This is a genomic window from Rhizosphaericola mali (assembly GCF_004337365.2).
GTDB classification, from domain to species: Bacteria; Bacteroidota; Bacteroidia; order Chitinophagales; family Chitinophagaceae; genus Rhizosphaericola; species Rhizosphaericola mali.
This window is the reverse complement of the sequence record NZ_CP044016.1, coordinates 2,487,861-2,506,093: the sequence shown is the minus strand read 5'-3', so window position 1 is coordinate 2,506,093 and position 18,233 is coordinate 2,487,861. Positions and strand designations below refer to the sequence as shown.

Annotated in this window: 10 protein-coding genes; all 10 read left to right on the top strand. The window is 33.1% G+C overall.

Going from position 1 to position 18,233, the window contains the following annotated elements; all coding sequences use genetic code 11:
• The 10 genes from E0W69_RS10810 to E0W69_RS10765 all read left to right on the top strand — a co-directional run bounded on the left by E0W69_RS10810 (position 1) and on the right by E0W69_RS10765 (position 18,201).
• Positions 1 to 1,404 carry a SusD/RagB family nutrient-binding outer membrane lipoprotein gene (locus tag E0W69_RS10810; protein ID WP_131330074.1) on the top strand — a complete coding sequence of 468 codons (1,404 nt, stop codon included), beginning with the start codon at positions 1 to 3 and terminating at the stop codon, positions 1,402 to 1,404.
• A gap of 482 nt (positions 1,405 to 1,886) precedes the next feature.
• Positions 1,887 to 3,647 (top strand): DUF885 family protein, encoded by a 1,761-nt coding sequence (locus tag E0W69_RS10805; protein ID WP_131330073.1) that lies wholly within the window; start codon positions 1,887 to 1,889, stop codon positions 3,645 to 3,647.
• 166 nt (positions 3,648 to 3,813) lie between these two features.
• A complete protein-coding gene (locus E0W69_RS10800) occupies positions 3,814 to 6,546 on the top strand; it encodes a DUF5695 domain-containing protein (RefSeq protein WP_131330072.1) in 2,733 nt (910 codons plus the stop codon).
• A 17-nt stretch (positions 6,547 to 6,563) separates the two neighbouring features.
• Entirely contained in the window at positions 6,564 to 8,054 is a 1,491-nt protein-coding gene (locus E0W69_RS10795) for a M61 family metallopeptidase (RefSeq protein WP_131330071.1), read from the top strand.
• Positions 8,055 to 8,250: 196 nt separating this feature from the next.
• Positions 8,251 to 11,466, top strand: a complete 3,216-nt coding sequence (locus E0W69_RS10790) for a SusC/RagA family TonB-linked outer membrane protein (RefSeq protein ID WP_131330070.1) — start codon at positions 8,251 to 8,253, stop codon at positions 11,464 to 11,466.
• Positions 11,467 to 11,501: 35 nt separating this feature from the next.
• Positions 11,502 to 13,034, top strand: a complete 1,533-nt coding sequence (locus E0W69_RS10785) for a RagB/SusD family nutrient uptake outer membrane protein (protein ID WP_131330069.1) — start codon at positions 11,502 to 11,504, stop codon at positions 13,032 to 13,034.
• 10 nt (positions 13,035 to 13,044) lie between these two features.
• Positions 13,045 to 14,136 (top strand): DUF4859 domain-containing protein, encoded by a 1,092-nt coding sequence (locus E0W69_RS10780; RefSeq protein ID WP_131330068.1) that lies wholly within the window; start codon positions 13,045 to 13,047, stop codon positions 14,134 to 14,136.
• A gap of 76 nt (positions 14,137 to 14,212) precedes the next feature.
• Positions 14,213 to 15,211 (top strand): hypothetical protein, encoded by a 999-nt coding sequence (locus tag E0W69_RS10775; protein ID WP_131330067.1) that lies wholly within the window; start codon positions 14,213 to 14,215, stop codon positions 15,209 to 15,211.
• Positions 15,212 to 15,345: 134 nt separating this feature from the next.
• On the top strand, positions 15,346 to 17,313 hold the full coding sequence (locus E0W69_RS10770; RefSeq protein ID WP_131330066.1) for a glycoside hydrolase family 97 protein: 1,968 nt from the start codon (positions 15,346 to 15,348) through the stop codon (positions 17,311 to 17,313).
• Between the two features lie 33 nt (positions 17,314 to 17,346).
• On the top strand, positions 17,347 to 18,201 hold the full coding sequence (locus tag E0W69_RS10765; protein WP_225321232.1) for a hypothetical protein: 855 nt from the start codon (positions 17,347 to 17,349) through the stop codon (positions 18,199 to 18,201).
• Positions 18,202 to 18,233: the final 32 nt, after the last annotated feature.

Below are 18,233 nucleotides of genomic sequence, written 5' to 3'. Positions count from 1 at the left end.
ATGAAATTATATAATAGTGGATTTTTAGTTTCGGTATTTGCACTTATTTTGATAGGCTGTTCTAAATACTTAGACGTTAATTCCAATCCAAATCAGCCAACTGATGTTCCTGAAAAAGAAATTTTAGCGCCGCTAGAATTGTCAATTACAACAAGCCTTTCTGGAGGTCCAGATGCCGTTAATACAAATGAATGGATGCAGATTATGACACCAAATCAAACGGCTCCAAACTCTGCGACCTATTATGTACTTACAAGTACATTCGATGGATACTGGTATACTTATTATACTACAATAATGAATAATTTGTACTTATTAAATTTGAAAGCTGATGCGGATGGAAATGATGTTTACGCGGGGATTTCAAAGGTATTAATGGCTTATTCATTAGGAAATGCGACAGATTTATGGGGCGATATTCCTTATACTCAGGCATTTTTGGGTGTTAATCAATCTAATCCTAAATATGATAGTCAAGAATCTATATATGATTCACTTCACGTACTACTTGATAGTGCAATAGTTCAATTGACTTCGGCAGGTGGACAAAGTGTCGGTTCGGAAGATTATTTTTATAGTGGAGATGCTACTAAGTGGATTAAATTTGCATATACGCTTAAAGCAAGAAATTACATGCATTTGATTAATGCAAGTGGATATACTAAAAATACACAAGCGCAGCTTGCTCTTGCTGCTCTTGATAATGGTATGGTTGACTATAATGATGATTGCAAATATACTTATGATGGTTCTACTGCAATATCCTCTTGGAGTCAATATTTTACACAAACTGCAACAGAAGTGATGTCTAGTCATATAGTTGACACTTTAAAAAATACAAATGATCCAAGGTTGTCTTATTTGATCGCTAAATCTGGTGAAGATAAAGATGGTTCATATGTAGGTTTATTAATAGGTTCTACACCAGCAACTTCTTATTATGCAATATCTGAATTGGGTGATTTCTATGGAGCCAAGAGTTCTAGTGGTTATGTAATGGCTGCAGATGAAGCTATATTTTTAAAAGCTGAAGCTGAACTATATGTTGATGGTTATGCGTCTGCTCAATCCTATTATTATAATGGTATTGTCAATAATTTCTTGAAAATGGGTATTGATACTACAGGAACATCTGCTCAGGCATATTTGAAAAATTACGGTACGTTAGAATCTTCCACTGCATTAGCTCAGATTATGTATCAAAAATCAATCGCGAATTTCTTGTCATTAGAAAACTTTACAGATTGGAGGCGCACAGGTTATCCGGTATTAAACGTGGTAAATAATGCTTATTCATCATCTATACCAAGACGTTTTTATTACCCATATACAGAGCTTACAGAGAATACGAATACACCTAAAAATGTAAAATTGTCAGATCGTGTTTGGTGGGATGCTAATTAAAATTGTTCTATTATTTTTAAGAATTCTATAGTTGATTAATATTGAATGATTAAATAGTATTTATGATATTTCTTAATTAGAGGGTATATAGAAAATAGATGGTTTGGGATAATATTATAAAATCTTTATTTGTTTCATTTTTTGATGCATTTGCGAGTATATACTAAGTATTAAGAATGGATATTTACGATGAATGTATACAAACTGAAATAGATTTTGATCTTTGTTGTTGGTGAAGCAGATTCTAAATTGTCTGACCAAGGTATTTGTGATATTAACAGGTGACGCTTCTGATATTGAAATGGCTCAATATAGATAAGACTATACTAATAAAGTTTTCCACTATGTTAGAATGTGTACCAAGGATTTCTTAGCATATACTCTATTAAAATAAAAGGTGTCATTTAGCATTGAGGATTTAAAATTTATATTATTCAAAATAGTACTTCGTCTGGGCAATATAATTTAATTAAAAATGAATTATGAAAAAATATGGCTTAATTATAATAGGGAGTATTTGTTGTTCATTTTCTTTAGCTGATGCCCAAATGTCTAGCGAACCTTGTGTGCCTTGTCAAGAAGTTCCTACTTTAATGCAGCAATATAAGGCAGACTATCAACAACTTTTTAGTTTTTACTCCCCACATATTGGTAATTATTTTGTCGCAAAAAATACAACTGAAGTAAAAGGTGCATCTGAAGAAAAGTTACAACGTCTTAGAAAATGTAATGAGGTATATCTTCAAAAAATTGAACAGCTTTCTTTTAGTAAATTACCCCAAGAATGTAAGGTGGATTACATTTTATTCAAACGTAATTTAGAAGAAGTGAACCAAGAAATAGATGAAACATTACATACTTATCAAGATCTCAAATCTGCATTTACTTTTGAAGATATCATTTATGATCTTGGAAAAACGCGTCGAAGAGGTGATTCTTTTTCTTATGAGAAAAAAGCCTATCAATTTGATTCTATCGCTAAAGTTCTGAACAATAATGTTACGATACTCAATCAAAAAAAGTTATCGTTGGCGGAATTGAAAGTTGCAGAGGCTAAGGTTAATGACATTGAAACGACTATTGAATGGGTCGATAATTTTTATAAAGGATATCAGCCAATGTATAGTTGGTGGATGAAGACTCCTGTGGTGGCATTAATGGATGGGTTAAAATCCTTTCAAACCAAAATACTGGAAAATGAAAAGGCATATCAATTCCATGATGGTTCTGGTATTGTAGGAATGCCTATTGGTCGCGAAGAATTAATGAATCAATTGAAATTTGAAATGATTCCTTATTCACCAGAAGAATTGATTGATCAGGCTAACAAAGAATTTGCTTGGTGCGATCAAGAAATGTTAAAAGCTAGTAAAGAAATGGGCTTCGGTTTGGATTGGAAAAAAGCGGTTGAAAAGGTAAAAAACTCCTATGTTCCAGTTGGTGAACAACCGCAGTTGATCAATGATCTGTATCAGCAATCTATAGATTTTGTAAAGAAGCATGATATGGTGACGATTCCGCCAATAGCGGAAGAGACATGGGGCATGGATATGATGCCTCCTGAACGTCAGCGAATCAATCCATTCTTTACTGGCGGGAATGAAATAACCATTTCTTATCCTACAGATAATATGTCAGAAAGTGATAAGTTAATGAGTATGAGAGGAAATAATCCTCATTTTTCTCGATCGACGGTTTTTCATGAGTTGATTCCTGGTCATAATCTTGAGTTTTACTATATGCGACGTAACCGCACTTACAGAGACTATAGTACGCCTTTTTGGGTGGAAGGATGGAGTCTTTATTGGGAACTATTATTGTGGGATAAACAGTTTCCTCGTGGTCCAGAAGATCGTATTGGTATGCTGTTTTGGCGTATGACAAGATGCGCGCGTATCATATTTTCACTAAATTATCATTTAGGTAAATGGTCGCCTCAACAATGCATTGATTATTTAGTTGATCGCGTAGATTACGAACGTGCGAATGCTGAGGGGGAAGTGCGTCGCTCTTTTGAAGGTTCTTATTCTCCATTGTATCAGGTAGGCTATTTGGTTGGTGGACAACAGATTTTAGCGCTTAAAAAAGATTTAGTAGATAAAGGTGAAAAGATGTCACTTAAGCAATTTAATGATGCCGTGATGCAGCTAAATGCTATGCCAATTGAGATGGTGAGGGCAATTTTGAAAGGAGAGAAGTTGACAGCAAATTATAAAACTAATTGGCGTTTTTACGATAAATAGATAGTTTTTCCATGTTTTTAGAGGTTCGTTTAATTTATTTAAACGAACCTTTTTGTTTTACAAAAAGCTTTGGGATTATGTTAATTATTAATGATTATTTGCTAATATCTGTACCTTATTTTAGCATTTTTAGTTTTACTTTCGGTTGAGTTTCAAAATTTAGAATATGAAATTTTATAATAACGTTTTTATTACTGGATTACTTTTAGGCTGTTTATTTACATTATCATCTCAAGCACAACATTATACTTGGGATGAATTAAAAAAAATGCCTTCTGTGCTCCATGAAGATGCAGGTATAGATAAGTTTAATATCCATCCATTTATATTTGAAATTGGTAATTATAGTCAATTGGCTATGGGACTTTCACCGGTAGCTAATAGTGCATTTGACTTTACACCAAGTAAGCGCATCAAGGATAGAAGGATTAGTGGAATGAATTATTTAGGAGATATAAATGTACAATTTCGATTACTTTCTGATACTAGTTGGACTACTTATTATTCTGCTACACAAAGGTTGGGTAATAAGGTTGTCGTTTCCAATAAAGACAATACGTTGAGTAAATCAATTTTAATTTTACCAAAAAAGATGGAGGATTTTATTCAAATCACACGTACATGGGAAAAAGTAAAAGATGGTAAAGGTGATGCTCTAGTTTTAAAATTTACTATAGAAAATAAAACCAATAACAAAATTGAATTAGGAGGTTTAGGATTTCCACTAATTTTTAATAATATACTTCAAGGACAATCTTTAGAGGCAGCACACAAAGAAAATTCTTTCTATGATCCGTATATGGGAAGAAATGGAGGCTATCTGCAAGTCGCAAAATTAGATGGAAAAGGTCCTGCGTTGTTAGTGCTTCCAGAGGGAAATACGCCATTTGAAAATTATCGTCCCTTACTAGAAGATCCTACTCCGAGAGGTTTGGATTTTGAAGGGTTTTATGAATGGGATGTTTTTTCAAAATCTTACTCCGAAACTTTGTGGAAAAATGCCACTCAGTGGAATAATCCTACTTCTTATATTTTACAACCTAAGGAAAAGAAAAGTTGGGGTTTACGTTTTGTATTAGCTGATTCTATTAAAGGTATTGAGTCTAAATTAATCGCAGAAAAGCGACCTGTAGTTGTAGGATTTCCTGGATATGTTTTGCCAACAGATGTAAATGGTTCTTTATATATTCATGCAAATTCACCTATAAAAAGTATTGATGTTTTTCCGAAAAATGCAATTGCCTTGGAATCTTCGACGGTTCAAAATGGTTGGTATAAATATAAAGTAAAAGGTAATGTTTATGGACGCTCAAGAGTAACTATAACTTATGCAAATGGAGAAGTGCAAACAGTACACTATAAGGTTATTTTACCTGAGAGTACTACAATTAGTAACTATGGAAAATTTTTAAATAACAAACAATGGTTTGAACAAAATGATCCTTATTTTCATAGAGCGCCAGGATATATTACGTATGATAATGAAGAAAAAAAACAAGTAACGCAAGATAGTAGAGCATGGATTGCTGGATTGAGTGATGAAGGTGGTGCAGGCAGTTGGTTGGGGGCAGCCATGAAACAAATGGTTTCTCCGGATAAAACAGAAATAAAGAAATTAGAACATTTTGTCGACACAACCTTATGGGGACAAATTCAATATAGTAATGGCGAACATAAATTTGGTGTACGTAAAAGTTTATTTTTTTACGCTCCTGATTCTTTACCCAAAGGAACGTATGATACTTCTATAAATTTCAAAACATGGTCTGCTTGGCCAGTTAAAGAAGCTTTAGATCCTGGTCGTTCCTATAATTATCCACATGTTGCAGCGGCTTATTGGTCTTTATATAGACTATCAAGAAATCATAAAAATTTAGTTGAAAATCATCCTTGGCAATGGTATCTTAATCAAGCCTATGAGACGGTGATGAATATGGTCAGTCAAGCTCCTTACTATGCGCAGTTTGGTCAAATGGAAGGAACTGTTTTTTATTTTATACTCAAAGATCTAAAGGCGGAAGGACTGACTAAAGAAGCAGAATTACTAGAAGCGGAAATGAAAAAACGAGCTATTCATTGGGATGATTTGCTTTTCCCATTTGAGAGTGAAATGCCTTGGGACTCCACAGGACAAGAGGAAGTATTTATTTGGTCTTTGTATTTTGGATTCTTAGATAAAACAGATGTTACCTATAGTGCAATTTTGGCGTATGATCCCGCCATTCCACACTGGGCATACAATGGTAATGCTAGACGTTATTGGGACTTTTTATATGGAGGTAAATTGCAACGGATTGAACGTATGATTCATCACTATGGTTCAGAATTAAATGCAATTCCACTACTGGAATACTATAAATTACATCCTTCTGATCTATACAGTTTGCGTGTTGGCTATGGTGGAGTTTTAGGAGGTATTGCCAATATCGAACAAGACGGATTTGCGCCTGCTGCTTTTCATTCGTACCCATCTACATTAAAAAATGATGGTATTTCTGGAGATTATGGATCTGGATTTTTTGGATATTCTGTTAATACGGAAAGTTATTTGGTTCATGATTCTACTTTTGGATGGTTGGCTTTTGGTGGTAATTTGAAAGAAACTAAAGATGAAATTGCCTTTGTGCCTACAACGGCTGGAGATAACCATCTTTTTATTGCGCCATCTAAACTAGATGTTTTATTCTTGGCAGGAAAAGTAGATCATTTTACTTATTCAATAAAAGATAAAAAAGTGATTGTATGGTTGAAAAATGCAGATAATTATACGCCTGATGCAGTAATGGATTGGACTGGTAACTACACATTAGTTGGTAATTATACGAAGAGAAATGATGGTAAAATTATAGTTCCACTAAGCAAAGAGAAATTAACTCAAATAATTTTGAAAATTAAATAAGCACATTTACTAACTGTATGAGAAAAAAAATATTTGGTTTAATTAGTATAGTTTTTCTTGGTACGCATTTGCATGCACAGGTAAATGTAGTAGATTATACTATCGGTGTAAAAGATACGGCTAAGCATTTATTTCATATTGAAATAGATTATGTAAATACAACTCAGGAAGATTCAGTTTCCTTTTATTTACCCAAATGGACACCTGGATATTACCAGATTATGGATTTCGCAGCAAGTATTCGGAACTTGAAATTTGAGAATAATGCAAAAGAAACATTGGAATATATTTTGGTGGATAGTTCTCATTGGATCGTACCTGTAAAGAAGGGTGAGACGGTTCATATTGGATATGATATGTTAGAAAATAAAAATTTTGTAGCAGAAAGTTATGTGGACGGTAATCGTGCGTATATTTTACCTACAAATTTATTTTTATATAATAAGCAGATTCAATTTGGAAAAAATATTCGAGTGAGAGTTCTTAAAGACCCGTCTTGGCCTAATATTTATGGTACAGGTTTATCTCTTCAAAAAACGGATGCTTCAACGTGGGACTTTACAGCGAATACTTTGGATGATTTTTATGATAGTCCAATTTTATTAGGAAAGTTAGACAGTCTGCCTACTTTTTATATTCATGGTATTGCTCATCAGTTTGTTGGTTATGATTTAGGTAATAGTCAGTATACGCAGCGATTGATGTCTGATATGAAAAAGATAATTACCCAAGCAATTGATATATTTCAGGATATTCCATATCAAAAATATGTTTTTCTGGGAATTGGAGAGGGGCGAGGAGGTATTGAGCATTTGAACTCTTCTTCTGTTTCATTTTCGGGTAATTCTATTAAAAATGAGAATGACTATAAACGTGTACTAAGTTTTTTAACGCATGAATATTTTCATAATTTTAATGTTAAACGTATTCGACCTATAGAACTTGGTCCATTTGATTATCAAACAGCAAATCGTACGCGCCAACTATGGATATCGGAAGGGCTATCTGTCTACTATGAAAATTGGCTATTGTATAAAACGGGTATTTATTCACAAGAAGAATTTTTAAATACGTTTGCGGACGCAATGGATATTTATGAGAATAAACCAGGTCATCTTATTCAATCTCTAGCATCTTCTAGTTGGAATACTTGGAGCGACGGACCTTTTGGTAATTTAAGTGATACTGCTATATCTTATTATGATAAGGGGCCTGTAGTTGGATTGTTATTTGACTGCGCAATTAAATATTATTCCAAAGGAAAATTTTCATTAGAAAATGTAATGAGAGCGTTATATGATCAATACTATAAAAAATTAGGTAGAGGTTTTACCGAAGATGAATTTAAAAATATAGCAACTCATTACGGTACAAAAAAAATACTACCATTATTTGAATATATAAACACTGCTAAAGAAGTTGATTATAATAAGTACTTGAATTTATTGGGTTTAAAATTGAATTATACATTGCAAAATGGTAAAAAAATCTTTCATTTGACTAATTAATTGTATTTTTTACTTATAAAAAAGGTTGATATTATTTATTACAATAATATCAACCTTTTTTTGGTTAAAATATGGTTATTATTGGATATTTTATATACTATAGAATACGATTTTCTATTTTAATTTAGATCAAGAATTTGACTATCTAAAGAGATCCTTTAGAAAATTGACTCACTATAAAATTATCCAATTGTTTATGTTTACTTTAAAGAAGAGAAAGACAAAGCAGGTATGCTTACTTTTTATTCCTTTATTGTATTGTTCTGTAGTTAGTGCACAATCTCAAAATGGGATTACTGGTACAGTAAAAAATGATAAAGGCGAAGTGCTTGCTGGTGCAACTGTAAAGGTTTTAAAAACGAAAACTGTAATTCTAACAGACTCCTCAGGTAATTTTACAGTTAATGTAAAATATCTTGACAATGAATTTGAAATTTCTCATATTGGCTATAAAACTAAAATAGTCAAAGGTGACGAAATTAATAACATCATTTTATCTGCGCAGAATTCTTCATTAGATGATGTTGTAGTTGTGGGTTACAATACGCAATCTCGTCGTAAGGTTACCGCAGCCGTATCTTCCTTGAGTGGGGATGCTATTCAAGATATACCTCAATTGAGTTTTGACCAAATGTTACAAGGTCGATTGGCTGGTGTAAACGTACTTCAAAGTTCGGGCGAGCCTGGAGCTGCAACTAAAATAGTCATTCGTGGCTCTACCAACGTTGATTATGGTAATGCCAATGGTGGTAATACGCAGCCTTTATATGTCATAGATGGTGTGATTTATGATGTAAATAATATGGGAACTTCCTATACTTACTCTAATCCTTTAAGTGTAATTGATCCTAATGATATTGAATCTATTGATGTGCTTAAGGATGCATCAGCGGCTGCGATATATGGAGCTAGAGGTGGTAACGGTGTAATTATAGTCAAGACACGTAGAGCGAAAAGTTATAAACCTCAAGTAACATTAAATGCCTATGGAGGTGGTACATTAAATCCGAAGTTGATTGACGTAACTACGGGTAATGCAGAAAGAGCATTAAAATTGAAAATGCTGAATAGTCAATTGACCTATACAGATTTACAAAATGGCGTAATTCCTATTCAATTAACAGATAGTTTAAATTCCTCTTTTAATAATGATGTGGATTGGCAAGGTTTATTGATTGAAAATTTTGCGAAAGTGAATAGTGAAGAATTGAGTCTACAAGGCATGTTTCCTGGGAATAATATGTATCGATTTGGTATAAGTCATTATGATGAGCAAGGTGCAGTGAATGGGTATGGCGTAAGTAGAATAGCGCCTAATCTAGATTTACAATTGAATCCTATTAGCAAGTTATCCGTAGGATTGACTATGCAAATATCCTCAGAAAAACATACCCATGGTGCAGGTGTAAGTGACAATCCATACATTTTTTCTCCTAGTAATTTCCCTACGTCATTGGCGGCTTTATCCCAATCTCAGTTGGATTTATATTCAGGAAAATCTTCTCGATATGATGATGATAAGGTTTTTTCGATGGCTGGAAGTTTAAGACTTACAGATACATTAACTAAAGATCTGACAATAACGAGTACATTCGGATACAATAATTTCCAAGAAAAATACGCATATTTTTCGCCTGAGGCATTGAATGGTATATATAATGAGGCAAATGATATTACTAATTCAAATCCAAACTGGACATGGGAGTCTTATGCTCAATATAATAAGCATATAGGATTGAATAATTTAACCCTTGTTGGCGGTTATTCTGCTTATAAAGCGATGAAATATGATGCAACTATGTATGCCTATGGTATTGATGTATCTAATATATATACCGTTGCAACGGTTCCAAGCGGCTCTAATTTATATGCAAATTCAACAACGGCTACTAAAACAACTCAATCTTATTATGGTAGAGTGAATTATGATTATAATGGTAAATATTTATTTACAGGTAGTTTAAGAAGAGATGCCAGTTCCATTTATAGTCCTGATTATCGCTGGGGAACATTTTATTCAGCTTCTTTAGGTTGGGTAATGTCGGATGAAAACTTTTTTCAGCCCTTAAAACATGTGGTCAACTTTCTAAAGTTGAGAGCTAGTTACGGTGTTACTGGACAAGATCCTGGAAGCTGGTATGCCAAATATCAATCATTATATACAGATGCAAGTTCGTATGGATCTACAACAGGTATAATAGGAGGAGGGGCAGCTTATCCTTATTTAACAGGCACTCCTTCAACCTATAATGGGACAACCGTAGTTACTCCATTCCCGTATGTAGATAACTATGTAAATAGTGGCATAAAATCAAGCAATGATGTTCGTTGGGAAAAATATCCTCAATTAGATTTTGGTATGGATTGGGAAATGTTTAATAGTCGATTGAGCTTTTCAATGGATTGGTACCAAAAAGATGCGGATGATAAATATTTATGGCAAATTCCTGCTGAGTCAACAACTGGATATGCCTATTATTCAGGTAATTATGTAAATGTTAGGAATACAGGTTTAGAACTGAGTGTTACTTCCCATAATCTGAAAAATACCTCTGCCTTTCAATGGATCACGAACTTTAATATATCATTTGATAAAAACTGGGTAACCAAATTGCCTAATGGTGGACGTGATATCATATATGGAGCGCCTTGGTTTAGGAAAACCTTGACTCTTGGGCAACCTTTATTTAGTTATAAAATATGGAAAGTTGATGGTGTATACGCTACTGATCAGAGTGTGCCTACCGATCCAATTACAGGTAGTAAAATGACTTATTTTGGTACGACCTTAAAAGGTGGTGATCCAAAATATGTAGACCAAAATGGGGATTATAATATTAACTATGATGATCAGGTAAATATGAATGCAAGCCCTGCTCCTAAGGTTACTGGTGGATTGACGAATACATTTAATTACAAAGGGTTTTCACTTACAGTTTTTGCTATGTATTCTTTTGGAAATAAGTTGCTAAATGGTACTTTGTCTGATGCGTTAAATGGAAGTTCTTATGCTGCATGGGGTAGTGTTGCTGGTCCAGCTGGTGTCTATTCTCAATATCTTAATAAATTTTGGCAACAATCTGGAGATGCCAATGCAACTTATCCTAGGTTAGTATATGGTACAGGTTCAACTCAATTAGATCCTTGGAATGTAGCTAATAGCTATTTCTTGCGTGATGGTTCCTATATCAGATTACAACAAATAATGCTAGGTTATACTTTTACGAGTGGTCTGGTTAGAAAGTGGCATTTATCAGCTCTAAATGTGTATGGCTCGTTTAATAATATATATACTTGGAAAAAATCTAAAGATTTAGTGGATCCTTCGCTTTATGATAATACTACAGGATCAAGTAATGCTACTTATCCTAATGCATTAAAAGTGAATCTTGGTTTTAGAGTTACACTATAGAAAAACTAAAATTTTCACTTACTAATTTAACAATTATGAATTCAAAAATATTAATTAAAACACTCATTGGATTGATTGTATTTGGCTCATTTTCGTGTAAAAAATTTTTAGACCAAGATCCGATCAGTACCGTTACGGATGCGACATCTTGGAGCTCGTCCTCTGACGTAAATTCACAAATAGCAGGTTGTTATTCAGGGATTAGATCCGCATTTAACGCTGCATGCTCTTTTTATTCTTATGGAGATGTTCCTACGGATTTATGGGGAGATATGACGGCAAATTCTGATTACAATTATATTTATCAAATGAATTGGGGCATCACCGTTTCTTCGTTAAATACGTATGATCCTAAATTAAAATTAAGGGTTTGGACTCCATTTTATTCTTCTATTCAACAGTCTAATCGTTGTCTTTATTTTATCAATACGATGAGTAATGATAAATTTGATGGAGCAACAGAGGCTGATGAAATAGCACAAAAGAAAGCATTTGAAGCTGAGGCAAGATTTTGTAGAGCGTTTAATTATTTCTATATGGCTCGAGTATGGGGCAATGTGCCATTAGATACCTCTTATCAAGAAGATATATCTTCTATTACGAGTGATCCAAGAGTGGATCAATCTCAAATTTTAAATGCAGCAATCTATGATTTGAATATTGCTAAAGCAAATATGGATTATAGAGATGCTTCCTCTACGGATAAAAATGTAAGAGCTGATAAAGGCGCCTGCTTTGCTTTATTGGCACATATTTATGCATGGAAAGGTGCTTACGATAGTTGTGTAATGGCCTGTGATTCTGTGATTAGTAATGGAGGGTATTCCTTGGTTAGTGGAAGTAATTATGCGACAATTTATAACGGACAATCAGATGAAGGTATATTTGAAATAGCACAAAATTCTACAAGTGAGGCATTAAATGCACAAACTGAGGCTAGTATAGCATATTTTACATTGGCAGCGCCTTATATAGCAACTAATTCTGTTCCTATCTGGAAATTAAGCACAGGAAAATTATTTGAATTGTATAACGATACAACTGATGCAAGATTTAAAAAAGAATATACATATGTAAATTCAGGTTCGACTAAATATTACTATTGTACTAAATACTCTAATATATCTACAGTAACAGCAAGTGGAGTTAACTATTATTTGTCTGAAAATAATATTATAGTTTTTAGATTGGCAGATATTTATTTATTGCGCGCTGAGGCATACGCTTCAAAATCAACTCCTGATTTTTCAAATGCATTGACTGATTTGAATACAATAAGAACTAGAGCTGGTATTTCAAATTATACATTAGCAGAATTAAGTACAAATGGACAGAATTCTTTATTGGATAGTGTTACCGCAGAACGAGGAAGAGAACTTTTATTAGAAGGTAGTCGATATTATGATCTTGTTCGAAATGAGCGTATTACAGGTGTGTCTAAATTTCCATATATGACGCAGGCTCAGTTTACAGCAGGTAAATATTATTGGCCAATTGATCCGTCCTTAATGACCTTGAACTCAGGTTTGGTTCAAACTACTTTTTGGCAACAATTATTAACTTATTAAAAATAATTTTATGTCTCCTAATAAACTAAAATATTATATTTTTCTATTTTGCATAAGCATGATATTTGCCTTTACTTCTTGTAAAAAAGATTATTTGACAGATGGAGGATTGGCTAGCGCTAATACAACTTACACCACTTATGAATATTTGGCAAATAATGAATATCATTATTTTGATACTTTGATTCAGATAATTGATCATTTAGGTTTAAAAGATTCGGTTAATAACGCTGGAACTTTTTTTGCGCCTACTGATTTTGCAATTAACAAATTGATGAGTAATAATAGTATAACATCTTTGGATCGATTATATAAAAAAATAAACTCCAAGTTTTTAACGCAGTACATGTTTGCTGATTCTACAATTACATTGGATAATGTTTCAACATCTGCAAAAATGTATACGAATTGGGCAGATTCGACATGTGCAATAAAAAAACTCGCCCAATCCTACTCAGTTGTTACATCAAGTCTAACCTATTATATACTTGAATATGTCAAAATAAATGGAGTTTTAGATGGTAGTGCTGGCGCTCCATCGAATGATGCAACAGACCTTACCTTACAATGTCAAACTACAGGTATTAAAACAGCTAGTGGTACTAATCTAAATGTCTTCGCAAATAATGCATCAATAAATTTAGTTGGAGATCCTGTTAAGGATACGACAGTCTATAATTTTAATATCAATGTGGTACAAGATGATAATGATTATACTAATAATACTTTACAATTGGATTCTAATGCAATTGCCAAATTATTTGATATCTCCACAAGTCAGATTAGTTCATTATTAGATGCGGGTAGTGATAGTCTAAAATTATATGCTATCGAACCAGATGGAACATTTTCGGATAATTATACTGCAGATACTCCTGGTTTTTGGTTTGGAAGTGATGGCTCCGTTGTTAATTGGGGAGATGATGCAGTTATATATGCAGACTATTTAATTGATAGTTATCAAATTACAGTAGGTCAGTTTCCAAGTCAAGCCGTGCTGGGGCAGACATATGTACTAAAATTGGCTTTATTATATATCAACTCAGATGGTGATAAAAAAACAGCATATATTAATATCAATGTGAAGTTAGTTTCACAATAAATAATTGAAGCTAATTATATAACACGAATATTTTTTAATTAAATTAAAAATGTGTGTTTATCATAAACTAAAAAAAATGACTACAACGAAAATAAAAATATTGGCATCGCTTTTTTCTATTGCTTTATTAGGTAATAGTTGTCAAAAAATAGTGCATGGTTATATCAGTGATGATATTTACTATCAAGTAAACCCATTTGATGTGCAACAAGGAGTTACTACTGTGTCTGCCGCCTTGGTATTAAACGGGTCTACAGCACCTCTATCTGTTAAATTATTATCTTTAACGGATTCGCTAGGTAATGATGCCGATAGCTTATTGAGGACTCCTTATTCTATTGTAACGTATAAAGCACCATTATTATATACGGACACTACTTTAGATCAATTTAATAGTAAACTTAATGATAGTTTGGTCAGACCGTTTAATATTGCTGAAATTGGTGGGCGCTTACAATTTACATCTGCAACATCCTATGTACCCACAGGACGTTATAATATGGATATTTCTGTTTCTAATGTTAATGGCGAAAGAACTATAAAAAATGCGTGTCAGATAAATATAATTCCATTGTCTACAACATCAACAACTGGATATTTTAGTTATCGAACATATGATGCAAATGGAAATTTGATTATGCGCACAGAATCTGATCCCTCTTATTCTTCGTTTGATATTACATATTCAGAAACTCCAGGTACTAGTCAAATTATTTTAAAATTTGTAGATAAAAATGGCATTCCGTTTAATCCAAACAAAGGAGAAGTTACGGATTTTTCTAATGACCCAATTACAACAACTTATTATCCTAAATTACATTATTGGGCTCCTTATTATGCTCAAAAATTCACAGATTCTACTATTGTACAGCAATTACCTAATGTGACACTAAGTTTTCCATATTTTAATTTACCTAATTATGGGAATGCAACTTCAACAGACGGAGTTAGAATTGATAATAAAATTACAGGAATATCAGGTGTTGCTTCTGTGCAGACAGTGATGTATTTTTCATTATTGGCACCAGGAACATATAATATTACCTATCATTTGTTGAAGGATATACATAAATAAACAATTTTTTAAGCTTTTTCATAAAATTCTTATCAAAAAAATGATATAATGATAAAATTGAATAACTATCAGTTAAAATCATTGTTAACTTATTAATCTATTTCTAATAAATTTGAAAAAGAATAATCATAGATATGTTACAACGATCCTTACTTTTTTTTTCAATATTTATTTTTCAGAATAGTTTCGCCCAACAAGCCTATACGCTTCAATCGCCAAATAATAAATTAAAGGCCAATATTTCCATCTCTGATAGTATTCGCTGGAATTTATCAGAAGATGGAAGTGTTGTTATTAAATCAGGAGTCGCTGCTTTGGCTGTAGAACAATATGGCGTCATTGGATGGAATGAAAAGGTAAAAAGTTTAAAAAAACATTCTGCTAAGGATATTATATATCCTACCATACCCATAAGATCAAAGTCTATAGCCAATAATTATAATGATTTAATTATTCAGTTGAAATCTGGTTCCGCTATTGATTTTAGATTGTTCAACAATGGAATTGCTTATAGTTGGATCACTAACTTTAAAGATTCAATCAATGTAACCAATGAAATTGTAGATATTGAATTTCCTAGTAATAAGCGCGTATTTTGGGGTTCTGATAATGAAAACAAATATTTGCAATCGCATTATGAGCAAATATTTAAGGAAACCTATTTAGAAAGTGTGACAGATAAACAAGATGCATGTTTGCCCCTATATGTAGGTGATAAAAATAATCCTAAAGTATTAATTTCTGAATCTAATTTGTTAGATTATTCCAATTTGTTTTTCCTTGGGACGAATTCAACAAAAATCCATGGTGTATTTCCCAAAGTCATAGCAAAAGATACTTTATATGGGGATAGAGGAACTAAAATTTTGGAAAATCACAATTATATAGCACGTACTATTGGTACGCGTAGTTTCCCATGGCGTGTGTTTATGGTAGCCAATCAGGACAAAGATTTATTGGAAAATAATCTAGTATTTCAATTAGCAAGTCCTAATGTTTTGAAAGAAACGGATTGGATCAAACCAGGGCTTGTAGCTTGGGATTGGTGGAATGATAATAATATCTATGGCGTTAATTTCAAATCAGGAATTAATAATGACACTTATAAATACTATATTGATTTCGCGGCAAAATACAAATTACCTTATTTAGTTTTAGATGAAGGTTGGTCTAAATCAACTTGGGATATAACGCATAATGCCAACAATATAGATGTTGAAGAACTTGTACGTTATGGTAAATCTAAAAATGTAGATATTATTTTATGGACTTTGTGGCAGCCAATGGATAAAGACATGGAGACTGTTCTTGATACCTATCAAAAATGGGGCGTGAAAGGAGTGAAGGTTGATTTTATGGCACGAGCGGATCAGTATATGGTGAATTTTTATGAAAGATTGGCTTCTACTGCAGCGAAACATCGCCTCATGGTAGATCTACATGGTGCCTACAAACCCGTTGGTCTGAATAGAAAATATCCAAATATTGTTTCCTATGAAGGTGTAAAAGGTTTGGAAAATTACAAATGGACAGATGAGGAAGCAAATCCTCCGCATGATGTTACGATACCTTTCACTAGAATGGTCGTCGGGCCGATGGACTATACTCCAGGAGCGATGAGAAATGTAATTAAGAAAAATTATAAAGCAAATGTAGAAATGCCAATGAGTGAAGGTACTAGAGCACATCAAGTGGCTATGTATGCTGTGTATGAAAGTCCATTGCAGATGTTGGCAGACAATCCATCCAATTATTTAAAGGATTCTAGTTGTACAGCTTATATGACTAATTTTCCGACAACTTGGGATAGTACTGTGGCTATTGATGGAGATATAAAAGAGTTTGTTTTAGTGGCGCGTAAACATGGAAATAATTGGTATATCGGTGGGCTAAATAATTGGAATAAACGTGAACTAGATTTTAAATTGGATTTTTTGGATAAAAATACCAACTATAAAGTTCAGATATTTAAAGATGGTGTAAATGCAGATAAATTTGCCGAAGATTATATATTAGAAACTGCTCATTGGAAACAAAATGACGCTGTTCATATTTCTATGCAATCTGGTGGTGGTTGGTCGGCAATCTTGACAAAGGAGTAACTGCTAATTAATCTTTAAAATTCTTTTGATTTCATGAAATCTATTATATGTTTTGTATTTTTAATAGTTAGTTGTACAATTAATGCACAATTAATTTCGTACAGCCAATTAGAAATAAAGCAGCCGGATAGTTTGGGTGTACATTTGGATACTTTTTACAAAAAAGGCATAGATGCGGTTGGGATTCCGATCGTTTCTTCCTCAAAAGTAAAAGATGAAGCTTTATTCATTGCTCGGGATATTGTTTCTTATATGTTGGCAGGAAGGAGTGATGTACGTCAACAGTTAGTATCTACACATGCACGAGTAATGGTGATGGCACAGACAGAGATGGAAACTGATTTACCCGAAAGAAGTGATTGGAAAAAGCCGAGTTACGATGATCCGCGCTTAACGCCATCAGAGAGAGAAAATTATAATAAGCCAGGTGGTATTGCTTCTTTGACGGATAAGGCTTATTGGAATGCAAGAGCAAGGGGAATGGGCGGAAATGAAACCTCTTGTGCCGAAGAAAACTTGTTAGCAATTCCATACACTAAATATTATGGTGAAAATATTTTGGTACATGAGTTTAGTCATAATATTATGAATGCACTAGAAACTTGTGATAAGGATTTGGTTAAAGAAATTTATGCAGCCTATGCTGATGCGAAAAAAAAGGATATGTATCATGGGCAATATGCAATTAATACTGTAGCGGAATATTGGGCAGAAGGGACGCAATGGTGGTTCTGGTCAAATTTTGGATTTAAAGATAAAAATGTCGTCATAGTCACGCCGATGGATTTGGAAAAATATGATAATACACTTTTCAATATTTTAGCTAAAGTGTATATCGGACATCATATTCCTGCGGATGTGTACTACGGTTGGTCAATAATTAAATAAATTTTTTTGAATACAGAAAAGTGAAGGCTTTT

Excerpts from the sequence above, each read along its gene's own strand:
- E0W69_RS10810 (WP_131330074.1), top strand. The coding sequence starts at position 1 with ATGAAATTATATAATAGTGGATTTTTAGTTTCGGTATTTGCACTTATT.
- E0W69_RS10805 (WP_131330073.1), top strand. The coding sequence starts at position 1,887 with ATGAAAAAATATGGCTTAATTATAATAGGGAGTATTTGTTGTTCATTT.
- E0W69_RS10800 (WP_131330072.1), top strand. The coding sequence starts at position 3,814 with ATGAAATTTTATAATAACGTTTTTATTACTGGATTACTTTTAGGCTGT.
- E0W69_RS10795 (WP_131330071.1), top strand. The coding sequence starts at position 6,564 with ATGAGAAAAAAAATATTTGGTTTAATTAGTATAGTTTTTCTTGGTACG.
- E0W69_RS10790 (WP_131330070.1), top strand. The coding sequence starts at position 8,251 with ATGTTTACTTTAAAGAAGAGAAAGACAAAGCAGGTATGCTTACTTTTT.
- E0W69_RS10785 (WP_131330069.1), top strand. The coding sequence starts at position 11,502 with ATGAATTCAAAAATATTAATTAAAACACTCATTGGATTGATTGTATTT.
- E0W69_RS10780 (WP_131330068.1), top strand. The coding sequence starts at position 13,045 with ATGTCTCCTAATAAACTAAAATATTATATTTTTCTATTTTGCATAAGC.
- E0W69_RS10775 (WP_131330067.1), top strand. The coding sequence starts at position 14,213 with ATGACTACAACGAAAATAAAAATATTGGCATCGCTTTTTTCTATTGCT.
- E0W69_RS10770 (WP_131330066.1), top strand. The coding sequence starts at position 15,346 with ATGTTACAACGATCCTTACTTTTTTTTTCAATATTTATTTTTCAGAAT.
- E0W69_RS10765 (WP_225321232.1), top strand. The coding sequence starts at position 17,347 with ATGAAATCTATTATATGTTTTGTATTTTTAATAGTTAGTTGTACAATT.